Source organism: Vibrio sp. CCUG 15886, from assembly GCF_028570825.1.
In the GTDB taxonomy this organism is placed as follows: domain Bacteria; phylum Pseudomonadota; class Gammaproteobacteria; order Enterobacterales; family Vibrionaceae; genus Vibrio; species Vibrio vulnificus_B.
Genome location: NZ_JAQQBT010000004.1, coordinates 1 through 20121, shown reverse-complemented (window position 1 = coordinate 20121; position 20121 = coordinate 1). Strand labels below are relative to the sequence as shown.

The 20121-nt window shown below is 45.6% G+C and carries 13 protein-coding genes and 1 pseudogene; 7 read left to right on the top strand and 7 right to left on the bottom strand.

Features of this window, described 5'->3' with window-relative positions:
- Positions 1–41 precede the first annotated feature (41 nt).
- Complete coding sequence (locus PQQ36_RS10150) at positions 42–1922, top strand: propionyl-CoA synthetase (RefSeq protein WP_273661135.1); 1881 nt, start codon at positions 42–44, stop codon at positions 1920–1922.
- Positions 1923–2242: 320 nt separating this feature from the next.
- Here PQQ36_RS10150 and PQQ36_RS10145 read toward each other — a convergent pair whose 3' ends face one another.
- The gene (locus PQQ36_RS10145) at positions 2243–3430 is read right to left on the bottom strand and encodes a hypothetical protein (RefSeq protein WP_130273485.1); all 1188 of its coding nucleotides are present in this window, start codon (positions 3428–3430) and stop codon (positions 2243–2245) included.
- A 628-nt stretch (positions 3431–4058) separates the two neighbouring features.
- Between PQQ36_RS10145 and PQQ36_RS10140 the strand changes: the two genes are divergently transcribed.
- From PQQ36_RS10140 to PQQ36_RS10130, 3 genes and pseudogenes are all read left to right on the top strand, one after another.
- The gene (locus tag PQQ36_RS10140; RefSeq protein WP_011080566.1) at positions 4059–4538 is read left to right on the top strand and encodes a GNAT family N-acetyltransferase; all 480 of its coding nucleotides are present in this window, start codon (positions 4059–4061) and stop codon (positions 4536–4538) included.
- Positions 4539–4761: 223 nt separating this feature from the next.
- Positions 4762–6396, top strand: a pseudogene (locus PQQ36_RS10135) (trypsin-like serine protease).
- Between the two features lie 288 nt (positions 6397–6684).
- Positions 6685–8115, top strand: coding sequence for a bifunctional NUDIX hydrolase/phosphatase PAP2 family protein (locus PQQ36_RS10130; RefSeq protein WP_130273484.1), 1431 nt, complete (start codon positions 6685–6687; stop codon positions 8113–8115).
- Between the two features lie 58 nt (positions 8116–8173).
- Here PQQ36_RS10130 and PQQ36_RS10125 read toward each other — a convergent pair whose 3' ends face one another.
- Both PQQ36_RS10125 and PQQ36_RS10120 read right to left on the bottom strand, forming a co-directional pair.
- Entirely contained in the window at positions 8174–9811 is a 1638-nt protein-coding gene (locus tag PQQ36_RS10125) for a methyl-accepting chemotaxis protein (protein WP_047109166.1), read from the bottom strand.
- A 153-nt stretch (positions 9812–9964) separates the two neighbouring features.
- The gene (locus PQQ36_RS10120) at positions 9965–10774 is read right to left on the bottom strand and encodes a Cof-type HAD-IIB family hydrolase (protein WP_130273482.1); all 810 of its coding nucleotides are present in this window, start codon (positions 10772–10774) and stop codon (positions 9965–9967) included.
- A 191-nt stretch (positions 10775–10965) separates the two neighbouring features.
- On the opposite strand from PQQ36_RS10120, the gene queE reads away from it, so the two are divergent.
- Together queE and queC are read left to right on the top strand one after the other, a co-directional pair.
- Positions 10966–11616, top strand: coding sequence for a 7-carboxy-7-deazaguanine synthase QueE (gene queE, locus PQQ36_RS10115; RefSeq protein ID WP_043877152.1), 651 nt, complete (start codon positions 10966–10968; stop codon positions 11614–11616).
- A gap of 12 nt (positions 11617–11628) precedes the next feature.
- Positions 11629–12324, top strand: coding sequence for a 7-cyano-7-deazaguanine synthase QueC (gene queC, locus PQQ36_RS10110; protein ID WP_130273481.1), 696 nt, complete (start codon positions 11629–11631; stop codon positions 12322–12324).
- A gap of 108 nt (positions 12325–12432) precedes the next feature.
- On the opposite strand, the gene PQQ36_RS10105 is transcribed toward queC, so the two are convergent.
- The 4 genes from PQQ36_RS10105 to PQQ36_RS10090 form a co-directional block, all read right to left on the bottom strand.
- Positions 12433–14367 (bottom strand): diguanylate cyclase, encoded by a 1935-nt coding sequence (locus tag PQQ36_RS10105; protein WP_130273480.1) that lies wholly within the window; start codon positions 14365–14367, stop codon positions 12433–12435.
- Between the two features lie 197 nt (positions 14368–14564).
- On the bottom strand, positions 14565–14915 hold the full coding sequence (locus tag PQQ36_RS10100; protein WP_011080558.1) for a DUF2750 domain-containing protein: 351 nt from the start codon (positions 14913–14915) through the stop codon (positions 14565–14567).
- 116 nt (positions 14916–15031) lie between these two features.
- Positions 15032–15658: an OmpA family protein gene (locus PQQ36_RS10095; protein WP_043877153.1), complete on the bottom strand. Its 627-nt coding sequence runs from the start codon at positions 15656–15658 to the stop codon at positions 15032–15034.
- 1 nt (position 15659) lies between these two features.
- Positions 15660–16964 (bottom strand): TolC family outer membrane protein, encoded by a 1305-nt coding sequence (locus PQQ36_RS10090; RefSeq protein WP_011080556.1) that lies wholly within the window; start codon positions 16962–16964, stop codon positions 15660–15662.
- A 440-nt stretch (positions 16965–17404) separates the two neighbouring features.
- On the opposite strand from PQQ36_RS10090, the gene PQQ36_RS10085 reads away from it, so the two are divergent.
- Positions 17405–20121, top strand: a 2717-nt coding sequence (locus PQQ36_RS10085; RefSeq protein WP_273661128.1) for an Ig-like domain-containing protein, incomplete at its 3' end; no start/stop codon positions are given.

The window sequence follows — 20121 nt, the reverse complement described above, 5'->3', positions numbered from 1 at the left end:
CAAGGTGAAAAGGACCGTTAAGACATACTGGAGGAAGCACTATGTCTGCTTATCAGAAAGAATATCAATGGGCGAAGCAGCAACCGGAAAGCTTTTGGCAAGCCCAAGCAAAGAATATCGATTGGTTTGAGTTCCCTAAAACCATTCTTGCCAATGATCCCAATGGTATTGAGCGTTGGTACCCCGATGGACTGCTCAATACTTCATGGTTGGCACTCGATTACCACTGTGAACAAGGTCGAGGCGATAAAGCGGCGTTGATCTATGATTCACCTGTGACCGAAACTAAGCAGGTTTACAGCTATTTCGAAATGCGAGATCGCGTGGCTCGTATCGCTGGCATGTTGGCTGACCAAGGCGTGACGAAAGGTGATCGCGTGGTGATTTACATGCCGATGATCCCAGAAGCGGCGATGGCGATGCTTGCCTGTGCGCGATTAGGGGCGATTCACTCCGTGGTGTTTGGTGGCTTTGCCCCAAATGAGCTGGCGGTGCGCATTGAAGATGCAGAGCCCAAAGTGGTGCTGACAGCGTCTTGTGGTATCGAAATCAACAAAGTCATCGCCTATAAGCCTTTGGTGGATAAAGCGATCATGGATAGCCGCTGGAAACCGGAAAAAGTGGTGGTACTGCAACGTCCTCAGTGTGATGCCCAGCTCAACAGCGAACGCGATCTTGATTGGCATCAAGCGGTTGAAAACGCGCTACCGCACGCTTGTGTTCCGGTATTGGCAACGGACCCTCTGTATATCCTCTACACCTCAGGCACGACGGGCAAGCCGAAAGGGGTGGTGCGTGACAACGGTGGCCATGCCGTGGCCATGAAGTATTCAATGAGCGCCATTTACAATATGCCGCAGGATGGCGTGTTTTGGGCCGCCTCTGACGTGGGTTGGGTTGTCGGGCACTCTTATATCGTCTATGCCCCTTTAATTCATGGTTGCACCACGATCTTGTTTGAAGGGAAGCCAGTACGCACGCCGGATCCTGGCGCCTTTTGGCGCGTATGCGAAGAGTATGGGGTTAACGTCCTTTTCTCTGCGCCAACCGCGTTCCGAGCGATTAAAAAAGAAGATCCACAAGGTGAGCATCTAAAGAACTATGACCTTTCCAAGCTTGATACGATTTTTATGGCGGGAGAAAGGCTTGATCCGCCAACCTTGGAATGGGTTCAAAGCCAAACGGCCAAGCCGGTGATTGACCACTGGTGGCAAACGGAAACCGGCTGGGCGATTGCAGGCAACATGGTGGGTATTGAGCTAATGTCCGTCAAAGCGGGGTCGGCCACCATGCCTATTCCGGGTTATCAAGTGGACATTCTCGATGAAATGGGGTTAAGAGCGGGGCCGATGCAGCAAGGTTTTGTCGCACTGAAAAGACCTTTGCCGCCAAGCTGCTTACCAACCGTGTGGCGCAATCATGATCGATTTGAATCGGGTTATCTGAGCCAGTTCCCAGGTTACTATGTGTCGGGTGATGGCGGTTATCTGGATGAAGAGGGGTATCTCTTTATCATGGGTCGCATCGATGATGTGATTAACGTGGCTGGGCATCGTCTCTCTACCGGCGAAATGGAAGAGATTGTTGGCGCGCACCCTGCCGTTGCGGAATGTGCGGTGGTTGGCGTGCACGATGAGCTCAAAGGGCAGTTGCCACTGGGGTTTGTGGTGCTCAAAGATGGGGTGAAAATCGACCCAACCGAGCTGGAGCAAGAACTCGTCGGCAAAGTGCGTAATGAAATCGGCGCCGTTGCCTGCTTTAAACAAGCCTTGGTGGTGGAGCGTTTACCTAAGACGCGCTCAGGTAAGATCTTGCGCCGTACCATCCGTCAAATTGCCGATGGTGAACAATACGCTGTGCCATCCACCATTGACGATCCAACCAGTCTTAATGAGTTGATCAGATTATTTCCAGAAAAATAAACGATTCCCACCCAATATTTATAGCGATATTGGGTGGGGCTTATCGTGTGATAAAACTAATTTATGATTGCCATATGATTTTTGTTCGATTTATATTGGTTCGTGTTTGAGTTTTTATTGCCAAATTGAGATGTTTTTAAATTATAATTGCTGGGTTTGTTGGTGTTATTAAATTTTTGAGATTGTAAAAATACGTACTTATGACTTTGTTAAAAATGTTAAATGAACGGGGTGTGTAGAAAATAATATTATTCTTTTAATGTTTAAGATGATTAACTAAATTAAAGCAGCACGAGTGTGCTGCTTTGCAAGTGAAAAAATTAAAAATCGATAGATTCAACTCTACCAGGGATATTATTTTCCACTGGGGTTGCTGTGGCAAAATCAAGCGGTCCACTATTTGTATCAACAATTACTGCTGGATCGGGTGCAGATGATTCACCTAAAAGATTCGGTGCATTTCTCGGTGTGGTATTAATTTTGTATACCGCAATGCTATCAGGAAGCAGGAGTTCTCCATTTTCGCGGAAGATATCCATAGGCTCAATTGTCGCGTATGTATTATCGTCGATCATCAGAGTACCACTTAGCACAAAGATATCCGGATTAGATGGGTGTTTCTGATGATAGACTGCATGACGTAAAAAATCATTCAATTCACGCTTTTTCAAAGTGCGGGTTACTTCTTGATAATCTGCGTGGTCCATTGTGATGGTGAAGATTTTTTCTAACTCTGCGCGCTTGGCTCGGTCGCCATTTGCGAGTTTATCCATGCATTTTCTCACGCCGCCATCGAGATCAAATGAGCTGTTGAGCATGATGCTGTAGCAAGCCTTATGAGCAAGAGTCATATTATAGAAAGCTCTCGGTGCTTTCTTTTTCAACCATGGTTTTCCGTTTTTTATCACCATACCGTAATTACCAGAGAAAAAGTCTATCGGTAGCACTCTGTCAACGACCATCTGATTTTTGCCATTTACCACTGAGACATTGCCCACTTCTTTAGGAATGCTGATGCAAGCTTCTGAGCCATGGGGGACGTTGATGCTTTGTTGAGGCTGAATGCCATTATTTGAGCGGGGAACAATAATATCAGTGATTAAAACCTGAATATCGCTTTTATTAACATTGTCTGTATTCGCGATGCAGAATTTATCTTGAACGAAACTTGGTGGTGTTTCACAATAATTTTCAAGTTGGTCATTACTTTCAGTTGATTGGCATTGAGCTTCAATCGACGCCTCGACAATGATTTTAGTCAGTGTATTAACAACGCCTAACGATGCACCCAACGCTCCGGCTTTTCCTGAAATAAACGAAACTTTATAGGGTGTGATATTACTTGTATAGGCGCTGATATTAGCGACAAATCCACCTACCTTATTGACGGCACGAATAGTTGTTGATGTGGCTGTTTCTTCTACGGGCTTTTGAGCATAAGATGCGGTTGAGAAAAGGCATCCTGATATTATCAAAGATAACGTCGTGTAACAAAATGAACTCTTCATTTTAGTTTCCTATTAAGATTAAATAAATTGATTTTAATCGTTCAAATGTATTGCTATGTAAAATTTACGTTTACTTAATAGCTTGCATTTGACTTGTTTAATTTTCGACATTATTTATTGCAACAGTATTGTTTTAATTTTTGTCTTATTATTTGAATCTGAATGGACAACGAAATGAAATTATCAATATAAAGGTAAGTTGTTAAATGACTTAATTGTTAATTGGCCTCAAGCTCGAAAAAACAACACAAATGGTTAGTGTTGCATTTGTCAATATTATCTGATTATAAAATTACTTTATAAGGTGGCGATGCTTGTATATTTTTACGAGAGATAGGACTTTTTGAGCAATTCACGATTTTTCAGTTTTCGTGATTATATTTGTCTTTACTCGATCCTAAGCGGAACTGTGCGTTGTTTATCAAAAGCGAGCACAAGATCTATTCGTTAATCTGCCATCAAGCGAAGGTTTAAATGATGTTCATCGCTGGATAGATTGATAACGCGACTGAAGATTCGAAAAACGGTTGCAAGGCAGGCTACAAGCAAACAGTTCAAGTGCTTAAGAAGGATTTTTACGCTCAGTTTCACTACAATGTAGACTTTATGAATATGTAGCAGATAAGCCATGAATAAAGTCGTCTTATCAGCGGCACGTCCTTCAGACCTTGAAGCCCTTAATGATTTGATGTTCGATTTGCATGATGAGCATCATCTACAGTGCCCTGAATTTTTTAAAAGCGCAGAAGAGATCGAGCAAGAGAAAAGCATTGCTCGCTATCTCGATGACCCTGAATGTTTGGTGTTTGTCGCCAAAGTAGATGAGGAAGTGGTGGGGTTTGTGTCAGGGCATTTTTGCGAGCTGATTTCGACAGTGAGCCGCCCTTTACCTATGGGCAGTGTCGATGAGTTATACGTTGGTAAGCCGTTTCGCCAACAAGGGATTGCTGAGGCGCTATTAGCCAAAATCGAACAAACTTTCCGTGATTATGGTGTTGAACAAGTGTTTGTTGAAGTGTGGGATTTCAACCAAACCGCGATTGCCTTGTACGAGAAGAATGGCTTTCAGCCGCATATCCACTGGTTGAGAAAATCGCTGAAAAACTGAGTGGTTACTCTGGGTGAGATCAACTCATTTTGCGCTGTTATTGCAACAGTCTCGCTTATGAAAAGACTATTACCGATTGATTTGTAAGATAAATATGTGAAACGGATCATTTTGTTGTGTGAATGTAACAAGATGTTTAGCTCGAATGTTGCACGTCTCTCGCAAGCTCTATAAATAATTTATAAATCGAGTTGGGAGGTCGGTTTTTATCTGCTTGTCTAATATGTGGCGCAATAAGCGCCCGATTAAACAAGAGGAAATGACATTGAAATCGACAGGGAAACTTACTCTGCTTAGCTTGATGATGTTGTCTGCATCGGTTAGCGCAGAGGTTCTTTCACAGACGCAAACAAACGTTTTTCAACAGAATGACATTCAGCCCCGTATCGTTGGTGGAACCCCCGCCAATGCCAGTGAATGGAAGTTCTACACGCAAATTGTCAGCCGTAACAGCAACCGCTCTTATTGTGGGGCAAGTTACATTGGCAATGGTTATGTGCTGACGGCTGCTCACTGTGTTGATGGCGATTTACCAAGCCAGATCGCCGTCAAAATCGGTGGCGTGGTTTACAACGGTACGGATGGGGTGCGATCCAACGTCAGCCAAATCTACATGCATCCCGCCTACAACAAATCGACCTTTGAAAATGACATTGCACTACTCAAACTTAGTCAAATACCGCAGGGTGTGACGGCGGTTGATATTGCGGCGGGCAGTTTGAGTCAATACGCTGCGGTGGGTGACTGGCTGACGGTGGCGGGGCTAGGTCGTACGACAGAAGGAGGCAGCTCACCAACGGTATTGCAAGAAGTGGATGTTCCATTGATATCGGATGCCACGTGCCGCCAAGCGGGGGGAAGTTACGCCAATGTGGGGGATGTAGCATTTTGTGCTGGCGTGCCACAAGGTGGCATCGATTCTTGCCAAGGTGACAGTGGCGGGCCGATTGTCATCAATCGCGCAGGTTCCATCACGCAACTTGGCATCGTCAGTTGGGGCATTGGCTGCGCTCGCCCAGGTAAATACGGCGTTTACAGTGATATTGCTGCGCTTCGCAGCTTTGTCGATGGCATTGTCGGTAATGTTACACCGCCTTCAGAGACCGTTTCAGTTGGCTATACGCCTTCTCAAACACTCACGGCATTCAATGTTGGTGAGTTGAAAAATCACACTTTCACGATCAAAAACACAGGCACAGGCAGCTTTACGGTTGACCGCTTGAGTGTGACCGGATCTGGCGTTGCTACTAAGCCAGTGATCAGTAGTGATCTCTGTACATTATCGACGCTTTCTAATGGCCAAACCTGTCGTGTCTCTATTGAGTTCGGGGCAAGCTCCGCGGGTACGGCCAAAGCGGCGTTATCATTTGAAATCGACAAAACCTCAACGATCTATCGCGCGGAAGTCTCGGCAAGCGCGAAAGATACCACCACACCACCAGATGGCACGTGCGCTAACGAATGACAGGCAAGCAAAGTCTACAACACGGGGGACGTGGTGAGCTGGGCTGGTCAATCTTGGAAAGCCGGCTGGTGGACTCAAGGGGATAACCCGTCTGACTCTGGCCCGTGGGGAGTATGGCAAGTTGTCGGTAGCTCAGATTGTTCGGGCTCTGGCACCACACCAACAGAGCCTCCAACGACGCCCGAACCGCCAACAACACCAGAGCCAACACCGCCAACCGATGCCAATGCTTATGTGGCGGGGACAAACTACAGTGCGGGTGACGTTGTGACTAATGTAGGCTCGACATACCAGTGTAAGTCATGGCCTTATAACCTATGGTGTGGTTCAACCCCGAGTGCCTATGAGCCAGGCGTGGGCACTAATTGGCAACAAGCTTGGACAAAACTTTAACTTACCCACAAGCCTCGTTTGCGAGGCTTGTTTCTTTTTATCGGCTAAAGACACAGAGGAGTGAAGTAGGGTGTCAACCGAGAGACGTGGCTATGGTTTGGGACGATAGATACGACGTTCAATACGGCTTTCATCTCGCAGATTGAAGTTAATTTAGGTCGAAAAATATCGAGTTTCCTGTCATTATTGCGCCAACTCTTTTGAGTAAAGAGATCTCGGTGTAGGAATCGATGGCTTCGTTCTCAAAAGATACAAATAAAACAATAGGTAAAGTAAAGGTTGTCTGGCGTGTATAAGCGGTCATTTTTCGTTGTATTCAGTCTCATTATTTCATTGGTGTATTCCACTTTCTCTTTTGCGACTTCTTCAACCTCATTACCTGAGGGATTGAAAGGGGCGCTGTGTATCGTCCGTGCAGATGACAAGTTGGTTTTAGTCAATGAGATCTTAACTCATCAAATTTCTCTTCCTGGAGGAACGATCATTGCGGGTGAGGACCCTGCGCTTACCGCGCAAAGAGAAACTTGGGAAGAAACCGGGCTGGTGGTTACCGTAGGTAAAGTGCTTGGCTACAATGAACAGGCGGTATTCTATGACTGTATTTCTGATTCATCGGTAGTGGCGTTTAACTTCAACAATAGTTTAGATGGCAATGAGCTTCCGGTTTGGTTCGCCCCACACTACGGCGTCGAAATTGCCTCTGCAATGCTACTGTCTCCTTTGGCGCTTGAAGCGAGTCAATACCGTTATCCGCAACAATGGCCAATGGTGCAACAGATGTTTGGGCAAGCGACGGATCAAGCGGTGGCCTACGTCAATGATTTGGTTGAATCAGCGCCAAGTTATCATCAAGTGGAGTTGGGTTGGTTAATGCAACTGCAAGCGTTTGTTGCATCGTCTCCAGCGCTGAGCGCATTGGGTTTGTTGCTCAGCTACTTCGCGATTTATCTGACTTCGCCTGAAATACTTTTAGTGGTAATGCCATTAGCTATGTGGCGTTTTGGCCGTGATTTCACCTATCAATTGTTTTTTGCCGTTGTTGCTACGTCACTGCTTTGCTTGGTTGCTCAACAAGGGTTTGCTCTTCCTAGGCCACATGTCTATTGGCCAGTGCTTGAGATGACGCAAAGTTATGGTTTCGGTTTTCCGAGCTTACCTATTGCGGTTTGGGCGTGTTTATCTGCTTTGATTTTACACCGACTAGGCTGGTTGCGAAGTGGACGAGCACTAAGATTGACTTCGTTAGTGATCAGCGTGGTGATGTTTGGCAAATTCTACTCTGGCGCCGCGTTTATCGCCGATATGATGATTGGTGGTTTACTCGGTGGCTTAGTGGCGTGGCACATCATTCGTTTGGATAGCAAACCGAATGTGAACGTCGCTCAGTTGCTTGGCGCAAAAAGCGTTTGGATTGCGATGGCCGTGTTGGCAGCAGTGTTAACCGCCATGTGGCCATTACCGGTGTTTTCCGCTTGGTTAGCCACATTAATTGTGATTTCACTGTTGGTGGTGTTTTTCAAAACCTCACAGGTATCACTCTCTCAAGGTCATACGTTGATCATTGTTGTGGCGTTGCTTTCCTTCAACTTGATCGTCACTTTGGCTCAAGGTGTTATCGCTTACAGTGGTCTCTATTCTTTCATTGTCGAGACTCTTCGTTATCCACTCATCGCCTTATTGTTTGCAGTTTTAGCAAAGCGTTTCAATCAACAGAATTAAGTGAAGAAATAAAAACGCCTCGGCTTTTTGTCCGAGGCGTTTTTTTACTCTTGGCAAATTAGCATTTGAACTGCGACACAAGGCGATCCAACTGGCCACATTGCTGTGATAGACGTTGGATAGCGGTCTCGGCATTTTGAACCACGCTCACGATCGCGCTGCTGTTGTCTGCAATGCGTTGAACGTTGGCGTTGACTTCTTCACTTACGCTGCTTTGTTGATTCGCTGCGGTGGCGATTTGTGTGTTCATCTCACTCATATTGGCGATAGCGCGCAAAATCTCTTGCAGAGAATGGGTTGCAGATTGCGCGGACTCAATCGTGGAGTCACTGCTGCGTTTGCTTGATTCCATTACCGATACCGCTTGGCGAGCGCCGCTTTGTAAGCGTTCAATCATGGTTTGGATTTCACCTGTACTTTGCTGAGTGCGGCTCGCGAGTGAACGTACTTCATCTGCGACAACAGCAAATCCACGGCCTTGCTCACCTGCACGTGCCGCTTCGATGGCTGCGTTTAGCGCCAGAAGGTTGGTTTGTTCTGCGATGCCACGAATCACGTCCAAAATAGAAGCGATGTTACTCACATCATCGTCAAGTGTGTGGATCACATGACTTGCGTTGTTGATATCGTCAGCAAGGCGGCGGATCGCGTCCACAGTGCTATCAACAATTTGACTGGTGTTTTGCACTTCTTGATCAGCGTTGTGGCTTTCTGTTGCGGCATCCGTTGCGTTGTCACTCACGCTTTGACTGGTTGCTTGCATTTCATGCACGGCAGCGGCCACCACTTCGCTTTCTTGCTGTTGGCGATAGGTTGAATCTGCAACAGAGCGAGTGATTTCCGTTAGCTGGTTCATTTCACTACGGACATTATTGGCCGTGTTCACTACCTGCTCAATGGTTGCTTGGATTTTGCTGACAAACACGTTAAACGCGCCAGCAAGTTGGCCGATTTCATCATTGCTATCCATTTTGATGCGTTGACGCAAATCGCCATCACCAGAGGCAATTTCATCCATGGCGGTACGAATATGTTCAATTGGCGTCACGATGGCTTTAATAAGGAACCAACACATCGCAGTCGCAAGGACAATAACAAATAGAGTGCCTAGTTCCAAAGTGCGTTCGGCTTGTGCGGAGGCATCATTAACTTGCTTTTGTAACTCTTGTTGTGATGCTTCAATCAGCTCTTTCACGACATTGAGTTGTTTACGAGTTGCTGAAAACTTCTTATCGAATGTGCCCTTGTTTTCATCGTAATACGTAAACCACTGATCCTCAGGTAGGCTGAGTAGCGTTTCGTAATCCTTTAGCCAGCTATTGGCCAGTGTGACTAACACGTCGAGCTCACGTTGCGCGCTGGAAGGCAAAAGTCCTGAATCGATTAACTTTTGCGCCGCTTTCATACGAGGAATAGCTTTGTGCGCGTTGTCTTTGTATTCAAACTGCTCGCGTTCAATTTCTTGTTTGGTATCAGAAAGAACCAAACCTTGGATCGCGGAAGTCGCCTGATACATATCACGATACGCATCTTCAATGGTGAAGAGCGTTGGCATGATGTCATCACGAAGGGTGTGAGTTAGCTCGGTTTGCTTTTGAGAAGCGAGAATATTCAACACAGAGCTAACGGCGAATAGAGAAATAATAAGAAAAACAGGGAAGATGATTTTTTGTTTTATTGAAAGATTAACAAACATTTAGTGCTCACTTTGTTGAGATTAAAGTAATCACACTAATGCTATCATCTTGGCAGTGTCTTGTACGGTAAAATTTGGTTGAGCAAGATAAAGTTTTAACTCGGTCCCAAAATGTGAGATAGACCAGAGGGCATGAGCCCTCCGGTAGGAGCGTCAGGCATTGAGGACAAACTTCTCAATCGCCGTTGCGACGCCATGGTCATTATTGCTGTCAGTGATGTAATCTGCGATTTGCTTGGTCTCTTCCATCGCGTTAGCCATAGCAATGCCAAGACCTGCGTATTTCAACATGTGATGATCGTTTTCGGCGTCTCCCATACAAATCACTTCTTCCGCGCGAATACCCAGATATTCCGCAATCGCCGCCACGCCAATTCCTTTATTACTGGCTGGGTTTAAAAACTCTAGGAAGAATGGTGCGCTTTGAACAATGGTGAACTCATCATGCAATGTGGCGGGTAGGGCGGCGATGGCTTTGGTGAGCTCTGAGGGCTCAGCCACAATCATGGTTTTGATGATTGGGTGGTCATCCGCTAAGGCATCAAAATTCATTTCGATAATATTGAGACCATTGATGTTGGCTTCAATATCGGTGTAAGGATTGTTTTGCGGAGTAATCAGGCCAAATTCTTTGCTGAACGCGTGTACAAATACCCCCAGTTTATCAGCCAAACGAGCGATTTTTTTCGCAGCTTTGCCATCGATGATCTGCTCATGGATGATCTCACCCGTTGCCACGTTCTTAACCATCGAACCATTGTAAAAAAGAACAAAGTCTTTGTCTGAGTCGATCTGTAATTCTTCCAGTTTGCTTTGCATCCCCTCTAACGGGCGGCCTGAAGCAAGTACCACGGTCACGCCTGCGGCGCGAGCTTGGCGAATCGCTTCCTTATTGGGTTCAGAGATCTGTTTGTCACTATTGAGTAATGTGCCGTCCATATCCAGCGCAATCAACTTGTACATGCTTACCTACACTTAATGAAAATGAAAAAGAGAAAAGAATACTGAGGCGTATGAAACTATAAAATGAGTCAAATTAACAATGAATTTTTTCGTTGAGAAGAGATTCATTTGACCTCGGGGCGAGTCTCATTTAAGGTCTGCGCCTTGCAAAAATTTTTAGGGTTGTAGTGACGTTGTACAAAGTTAACGAGATGTTTGAAACCATTCAGGGCGAAGGTGTGTTTACTGGTGTTCCAGCGGTTTTCGTGCGCTTGCAGATTTGTCCTGTAGGGTGCTCTTGGTGTGATACCAAGCAAACGTGGGAAGCAGCAGAGCAAGATGAACAAAGCTTTGCTGAGATCATCGTTAAAACAGGGGACAGTCCGACTTGGTGTCAAGCGGATGCTGCAGCTATTGTTGAGCAGTACCAACGTCAAGGTTACAGCGCCAAGCACATCGTCATTACTGGTGGTGAACCTTGTTTGTACGATCTCACCGAGCTGACACAAGCATTTGAAGCCATTGGCTGCCAATGTCAGATAGAGACCAGTGGTACTTACGAAGTCAAAGCAAGCGAAAACACTTGGGTGACGGTATCGCCTAAAGTCGCGATGAAAGGTAAGTTGCCGATCTTAGACAGTGCATTACAACGAGCCAACGAGATCAAACATCCGGTCGGTACCCAGAAAGACATCGACCAGTTAGACGCTTTACTGCTTCGTGCTCAAGTGCCTGCAACAACGGTGATCGCACTGCAACCTATTAGTCAAAAAGAGAGAGCCACTCAGTTGTGCATCGACACCTGTATTAAGCGCAATTGGCGTTTGTCGATTCAAACACATAAGTACCTGAGTATCGCGTAAGAGGGATTGTTTATGAACAAAGCCGTTGTGGTTTTTAGTGGTGGTCAGGATTCGACGACCTGTTTAGTCAAAGCACTCAATGAATTTGATGAAGTGCATGCCATCACGTTTGATTATGGCCAACGTCACCGTCTTGAAATCGAAGTGGCGCAAAATCTGGCGAAAGAACTGGGTGTGGCTGCACACAAAGTGATGGATGTGACGCTGCTCAATGAGTTGGCCATCAGTTCACTGACTCGCGACGATATTCCTGTATCTCATGAACTGCAGGAGAATGGTTTACCTAACTCGTTTGTTCCTGGTCGTAACATTCTTTTCCTCACTTTGGCGGGCATTTACGCTTATCAAATTGGCGCACAGACGATCATTACTGGAGTGTGTGAAACCGATTTTTCTGGCTATCCAGATTGTCGTGATGACTTTGTCAAAGCGATGAACAGTGCGCTTGTGAAGGGCATGGATAAGCCATTAGTGATCCAAACACCACTCATGTGGCTCAACAAAGCAGAGACGTGGGCGCTTGCGGATCAAAATAACGCTTTGCAATTGGTCAGAGAAAAAACCTTAACGTGTTACAACGGCATCGTTGGTGATGGTTGTGGTGATTGTCCTTCTTGTCACTTACGTAAAGTGGGTCTCAATGACTATTTAGACAACCGTGAGGCGATCATGGCTTCTCTAGTTGAAAAGCAGCACGCCGAATCTTAATAAACGAAACACAAGATGACGGCATTGCTGTTGAGTCGCGATAATTCTCTGGTGCTTTAGCGCACAGGAATTATCGCTTTTTCATTTTCTGTTCGATCAAATATGGGTTTAAATCGCGGCGTTGTAGGCATCAATGATGGTGTTACGGCCGTTTTTCTTCACCTGATAAAGCGCTTGATCCAGGATAGAATAGAGCTCATCGAAATCTGAAAGCGCTCTAGGAGTAGCGAGAAAAGAGAAACTAGCACTAGCAGACACTGCGGTATTCGATGGAGAAGCGACACGACACTCGCTAATCAGGTCATGTAACTTTTCAACGCGAAATTGCACATCGATATCTTCGACTTCTCGCAGCAACAAGATAAATTCCTCACCACCTAATCTGCCAAGAATATCGCCTCTTTGCAGCTCACCAAGCAAAGTTTTGCAAATAGTGATTAACAGCTTGTCTCCCGTTGGATGACCAAACTGATCATTGACCCATTTGAAGTTATCGAGATCAAACAGAATCAAAACGTTTTTGCTGTGTGGACGCTTTGCTGAGCTGGCTTGCTTAATTGCTTTGATCGCTGAGCCACGATTCAATGCTCCCGTCATCATATCGAGCTGAGATTGCTTTCTTTTTTGCTGACTGGTGAGAAAAAATAACCCAACAACGATAAGCGCTGCCGCGATCAATAAGCTATACAGTGATTTTTTCTGTTGGTAGTTTTGCAGCTCAATCAGTTTTTTGTCGTTGTCACTTTGCAACTGTGCAATGCGCAACTGGTATTCAAACTGCTGCTGAGCAAGATCCAACGCTTCAAGTGCACTGGTAGTGTCTTTGTCTCTTAATCGAAACTCGATCTCGGCATATCGGTGGTAACACTCGTAGGCTCGGGGAAAATCAGCCAGTGCCTTATAAGTCTCAGAAAGTTGTAGTGATGCTTTTGCCTGAAGCGAAAGAAAATCCATTGAAACCGCAGACTGATACGCTTGGTCGGCATGAGAAAGTGACGCCTGAAGTTCCCCTGCCTGTAAGTAGGCAAGGCTAAAGCGATAATGAATTTCCGCGCTTAAACGGTGATTTTGACCTAAGTTGGCTTCATTTAGCGCTTGATTAAGCAGTTCCTTCCCTTTAGCGAATTCCCCTTGTTCAATATACAGAGAGCCAAGTCCGGAATAGGTCATCGCGAGACCGAAGGTATGCTGGTCTTTACGTAATAGGGCAAGTGCTTGTTGATAATAACTCTCCGCTTGCTCGTGTTTATGCCAATCAGCATAGAGTTGCGCGAGGCTGTGTAACACTTGAGCGAGCTCTGTTGGCGTGCTTGCATTTCGTCTAATTGCCAAAGCATCGAGAAGGTAGTTTTCTGATTGTTGAAATTGGCTGACTTCACGCAACTGGTTGCCAATATCATTAAAAGCGCCTGAACGATCGGCGTTAGCGGGTAGGGTGCGCAGCATCTTCTGGTAGTTTGCTAGCGCAAGATGGGGCTCGCCTCGGTAGCTGAAATTGTTGGCGATGATACGATAGCTCAGGTATTTCGGCAGTAATGTACTGTCATTGCTATCTATCTGCTGTTGCAGCTTTGAACAGAAGTGTTTCGCTTTGTGGAGTTCACCTTGCTCGTTCAGCGTGTAGCAAAGCTGATAGTAAATGAGTTCTTTGGTGTTTTTTTCATCGAGTTGAGCGGCATGATTCAATACGGCTCGGAATTTCTCAACGGCAGAATCGTATTGCCCCTCTTTGCGCAAATACATTGCATCCACATAGAGAGCTTCTTGGCGAGCAAAGTGGCTATCTCGATGCTGACTTGCACCATAGTAGGGCTGATCTCTATTTGAAAGGTAATCAAACAGTAGCCCGCTGACGTAGAGCTTCTCGGCGCTCGGCAATAGTGCTGAGTAACGCTCTTGTAGCAAGTCAAAGGCTGCGCCGTCATCGGCTTTTAGTTTCTGTTGATAGAACTGATACCAATGATGAAAACTGCTGCTTTCCGCGAAAGCGGGTACGGAACAAAACAGCAGAACGATCCATAAAAGTAATTTACGTATAAACATGGTGCTAGAAAGGGGAAGCCAGTCGTCTATCTTATCTTTTACGTACGGAGAACGGTGTGATCCACTCGATAACTAACAATAAAATATGCATATGATTTCAATGTTTTTCGATAGAGCGAAGAGATTTAATGTTCCAATGTACAAAGACCAGCATTGTAATGCTGGTCTGAAATAGATAAATGAAACGAATCTGAAGATTACAGGTACATTTTTGCCAATTCTGACGGTTCGATTTCTTTACCTTCAAGTTGAGCATTCCAGTTAACACCAACAAGAACACCGTCTTCATCTAAGGTGATCAACCAATCTTCAACGAAGATGTCTAGAGGAATTTCTAACACTTCAAAGTCAGCCCACTCTTCAACGTTATGTGCCATAGCGTCTTCTTTGGTTGACCAGAAAGGCATAACTTCGCTTTGCTCAAACTCTGTTGAGTCACAAGCTAGCCATCCTTCTTCGTTACGCAAACCCCAAACCAACTTGGTGCTTTGAGTCTCTTCAATAAATAATTCTAGGTTTGCTTGGGTATCTGCGGTCAATTTGCTCATTGTAAAATCTCGTTATGAATAACCGTCGCTAAGAGTATCACTTAATCCAAGAGTTACCAATGCGAGATTAATTTCTGGGTAAAAGAAAAGGGGCGAAATGCCCCTTACGTGAAAAACTACTTCTTCGCTTTCGGTATGCTAGTAAAAATAGTCCACTCTTCTTTCACATCCCCTTTGTATCCTACAACAGAGGCGACGACACGTCGGTTAAGTGCGTGACTGACTTCATCTGTCCCTTCATTGGCTAAGGCACTATCACCGAAGCCGACGATACGTACTCGGCTTTGAGCAATACCATAACCAATCAACATTTCACGTACGTTATTAGCTCGGCGCTTTGAGAGATCTAAGTTATGTTCTGCATTACCTGTGCGGCTTGCGTAGCCTTGTAATTCGATTGAAGTTGATGGGTAAAGCTTCAAAAACTCTGACATCTCTTTAATCTGTTTACGGAAAACAGGATTAATTTTATCTGAGTCATTCGCAAACAAAACTCGGATTTGCATCTGCTGCGAGGTTTTAACGTAAGTACCACAACCGTCATTATCAATTTCAGCAGTACTTGGTGTATCAGGGCACAAGTCTCTCGCGTTGATCACGCCGTCTCGATCTTGGTCTTGCAGATCGGCAAGTTGATCGGCGCGTGGTGTCGCCAAGTAGTCGTACTCATCAGCTTTATCGCTTGCAATCACGGGCGTTGCCGCAAATGTTAAACAAGCGAGAGGCAAAATAAATGCTTTCATATTAGTACTCCACCCCTTCAACCCATTCTTTAGGAATATCCACACGCAGTGCATTTAACAGTTGGCCAGTTGCATTCATCACACGGAACTTAGCGTATTGCTCGGCATACTTCGCATCCAAGTAACCTTTACGTGCTTCAAATAGCTCGTTTTCAGTATTGAGCAAGTCCAGCAATGTTCGTTTACCAATGCGGTACTGTTTCTCATAAGCAATAACAGTATCTGACGCGGAGTCCACGTGATCAGATAAGAACTCTTTTTGTTGCAGAGTTAAATCCAAGGCACTCCACGCGAGACGCAAACCTTCTTCAACACTACGAAATGTGCGTTCACGTAAATCTTTCGCTTTGTTGAGTTGGTAAGCTGCACTTTCAGAGTTTGCAGAGTCAGTTCCGCCGTTATATAGGTTGTAACGCATGCGCAACATTGCGGTTAACTCATCGCTGTTTCCTTCTACGCCGCCGGCGTCATCACGCCAAGTTTGTGAGGCTTCAAAAGAAAACGTTGGGTAGTTGCGACCTTTGGTCTGCTTGTACTGATAACGAGCAGAATCGACATCTACTTGCGAAACTTTAATCACAGGGTGTTGATTAAACGCTTGACTGACCGCTTCATCCAAAGTGAATGGAATTTGAGTTTGGTCGGCGCGCGGAAAAATAAGCGATTGCGGCGTTTGACCAACAAGACGCGTGAACATGGTGTGTGAGTCAAATAAGTTATTTTGAGCTGCTGCCAAGTTTCCGTGTGCCTTTGCTAGTCGAGCTTCAACTTGTGACAGATCGGCAGTAGAGCCAATACCAGAATTCACGCGCTTTTTAATATCACTATAGATACGTTTGTGGGTAGCGAGGTTACTTTCTGAAAGGGAAAGAATTTCATACGCTTTAACAGAATCTAAGTAAACCTTTGTTACTTCAAGCGCTTTGTTTTGAGCATCTGCGAGTAACTGGTAACGAAGAGACTCGGCTTCGGCCGCAGTGCGATCCATATCGTTTAGCGTCGACGAACCATCCCAAATCAACTGGGTGAAGGTTAAAGAGGCTTCTTTTCGAGTGAGATCGGTAGATTCTCCCTCTGCTGGATTGATGGATTCATAACCAATACCAGCGTCTAAGTCGATTCGAGGTAAGTACGCGCCGGATGAGGCTTCATTGGCATAGCGTTTACTCACAAACTCGTTAAATGCACTTTTTAACTCAGGATTGGTCGCTAATGTAATCGAGATAGCTTGCTCCAGAGTTTGCCCTGTAGCAGGAAGTGTCAGCATTGCACCTAAGGCAAATGCATTTATTTGGGTCCACTTCACTGTGTTTCTCCTACTAATCTATTTGTACTAATTCTAAAGCATTAACTTGTACTAATTCTAAAGCATTAACTGTCTTAATTTTGAGATTGTTAAGGCAAATCGTCAATTTTTTAACACTAGTATTACTTGTGTGAATGTGCCAAAAGAGATGAAAAGTCTCATTTTCTGACATTGTAGTGGATTTATTGATCAAATTCTAACTTATTGAAATTGAATTATATAGCGTTTTGGCTTTTTTAACGAAGCGAATCAAACTGTGATTCTGCTTCAAAAATGAGACTGCGTGATCAAAGTCGCCAATAAGTGACGTAAATGTAAATTGGACGGGATTTTGAGATGTCACATCTATGTCGCTTTGATATATTATAGGGTAAGAAAATAGAACTAGTCTGCCAGTCAAAAAATTGACGAAAGTACTACAGTCATCTCAGAGGTTATTTATGGATTTCACAGCCTTCCTTGCAGGAGCGTCTCTCACTGCTGGTCGTATTGTTGTTCTGGATTTAAACGGCAACATTAAAATTCTTGCGCCAGGACAAGCCATTGCTCCGGGCGAATTAGTTATTGAAACGCTGGAAGAAACAGATGTACCCCAATTTCGCATTGCAACCGATGCTGGTGAAACCAACATCACTGATGACATTCAACAGATTTTTGCTGCGTTAGAAGAAGGACAGGACCCGACGCAACTGGGTGACGATTTTGCGACGGCCGCAGGCGAAACAGGTGGTTCAAGCTTAGTGGCTGGCGGAACGATTTCGCGTATTGGTGCAGAATCTTTGGCGAGTACGGACTTTAGCACTCAAGGATTACAAGCGCTGGGCTTAAACGAAGCACAAAGCCTCTCTCTATTTGATCTACTAAATGATGCTAACACAGCATTACAAGACATTGACTCCGTTGCACCATCGGCGCCGACTATCACACTAGATACGGACAGTGGCTCCAAAGCTGATGACTTTTTAACAAATGATGGTTCATACACGGTCACAGATATCGAAGATGGCGCAACTGTTGAATATTTTGTGGATGGTGAATGGACAACAACTGAACCTGTCGCTGTTGAAGGTGAAAATACCATTATTATTCGCCAAACCGATGATGCAGGAAATTCATCTGAGAGCAGCACGCTGACGTTTACTCTCGATACTACAGCGCCAGATGCGCCGCAGATTTCGCTCGATACCGACAGCGGCAGCTTAGCCGACGACTTCCTGACCAATAAAGGCGATTTCACCGTTGCAGGCACCGAAGAAGGTGCGACGGTGGAGTACTTTGTCAATGGTGAATGGACAACCACCGCGCCAATACCAGTGGAAGGCGATAATACGATCATCGTTCGTCAAACCGATGCAGCAGGCAACACTTCTGGCAGCAGCACGCTGACGTTTACTCTCGATACCACAGCGCCAGATGCACCGCAGATTTCGCTCGAAACTGACAGCGGCAGCTTAGCCGACGACTTCCTGACCAATAAAGGTGATTTCACCGTTACAGGCACCGAAGAAGGCGCGACGGTGGAGTACTTTGTCAATGGTGAATGGACAACCACCGCGCCAACACCAGTGGAGGGCGATAATACGATCATCGTTCGTCAGACCGATGCAGCAGGCAACAGTTCTGGCAGCAGCACACTGACGTTTACTCTTGATACCACAGCGCCAGATGCACCGCAGATTTCGCTCGATATTGACAGTGGCAGCTTGGCCGACGACTTCCTGACCAATAAAGGCGATTTCACCGTTGCGGGTACTGAAGAAGGTGCGACGGTGGAGTACTTTGTTAATGGTGAATGGACAACTACCGCGCCAACACCAGTGGAAGGCGATAATACGATCATCGTTCGCCAGACAGATGCAGCAGGCAACACTTCTGGCAGCAGCACACTGACGTTTACTCTCGATACCACAGCGCCAGATGCGCCGCGGATTTCGCTCGATACAGACAGCGGCAGCTTAGCCGACGATTTCCTGACCAATAAAGGTGATTTCACTGTTGCAGGCACCGAAGAAGGTGCGACGGTGGAGTACTTTGTTAATGGTGAATGGACAACCACCGCGCCAACACCAGTGGAAGGCGACAATACGATCATCGTTCGTCAAACCGATGCAGCAGGCAACACTTCTGGCAGCAGCACACTGACGTTTACTCTTGATACTACAGCTCAGGCTGGTACGGTTTCTGTTGATCCAATTACTTCAGATGATGCGATTACAGAAACAGAGAAAAATCAGACTATTACAGTGACTGGTTCAGCGATGGGTGGTGACATCAAAACTGGAGATATTGTTACCGCAATCATTAACGGTAACGAATACAAAGGTAGCGTTTCTGAAGACGGCTCGTGGGAGCTATCAGTAAGCGGTTCAGACCTTGCTGTCGACACAGCTTTTGAAGTTACCGTTAATTCAACTGATGCAGCAGGTAACGAAGTCACGTCTAAAGGTGAGTCAGTTCATAGATTTGATGACACGCCAATTAACGTGAACATCGACATTGATCCAATCACCTCTGATTCTGTGATTAATGCCCAAGAAGTAAACTCCTTAGTCACAGTGACCGGTACGGTAACTGGTGAATCTTTCTCGTCGGGCGTTGTTACTCTCACTATCAATGGCGTTGAATACACTGGTGAAGTTGTCGACGGTAAATACAGTATAGAAGTTAAGGGCTCAGATTTAAGCGCAGATTCAGATAATGTCGTCGATGCCAAAGTAGATGTTGTAAACACGGCGGGTAATATTGGCTCAGCGACTTCTACGGAATTCTACCTAGTTGATACGTTTGCACGTGGAACGATCAAGATCGACCTAATCACAGATGACAATGTGGTCAATAAAGCAGAAAGCGAAGGCCTAGTAAAAGTAACTGGCTCCGTTGGAGGCGATGCAAGGCCTGGTGATCAAGTGACCGTTGTGGTGAATGGTGTAACCTACACTACTTCGGTATTGAGTAATAAAACATGGGAAGTGTCTGTTTCAGGATCTGACTTAGCTCAGGACGACAAAGTTACCGCTACTGTAACGGGAGACGACTGGGCGGGTAATCCGTTTAGCGGCTCGGGTGAGCGTGATTATCTGGTGGATAACGTGGATGCGCCGACGCCAACGGTTGAGTTCCAAGGCATGGGTGCGGATGGCGTCTACAACCAAGATGA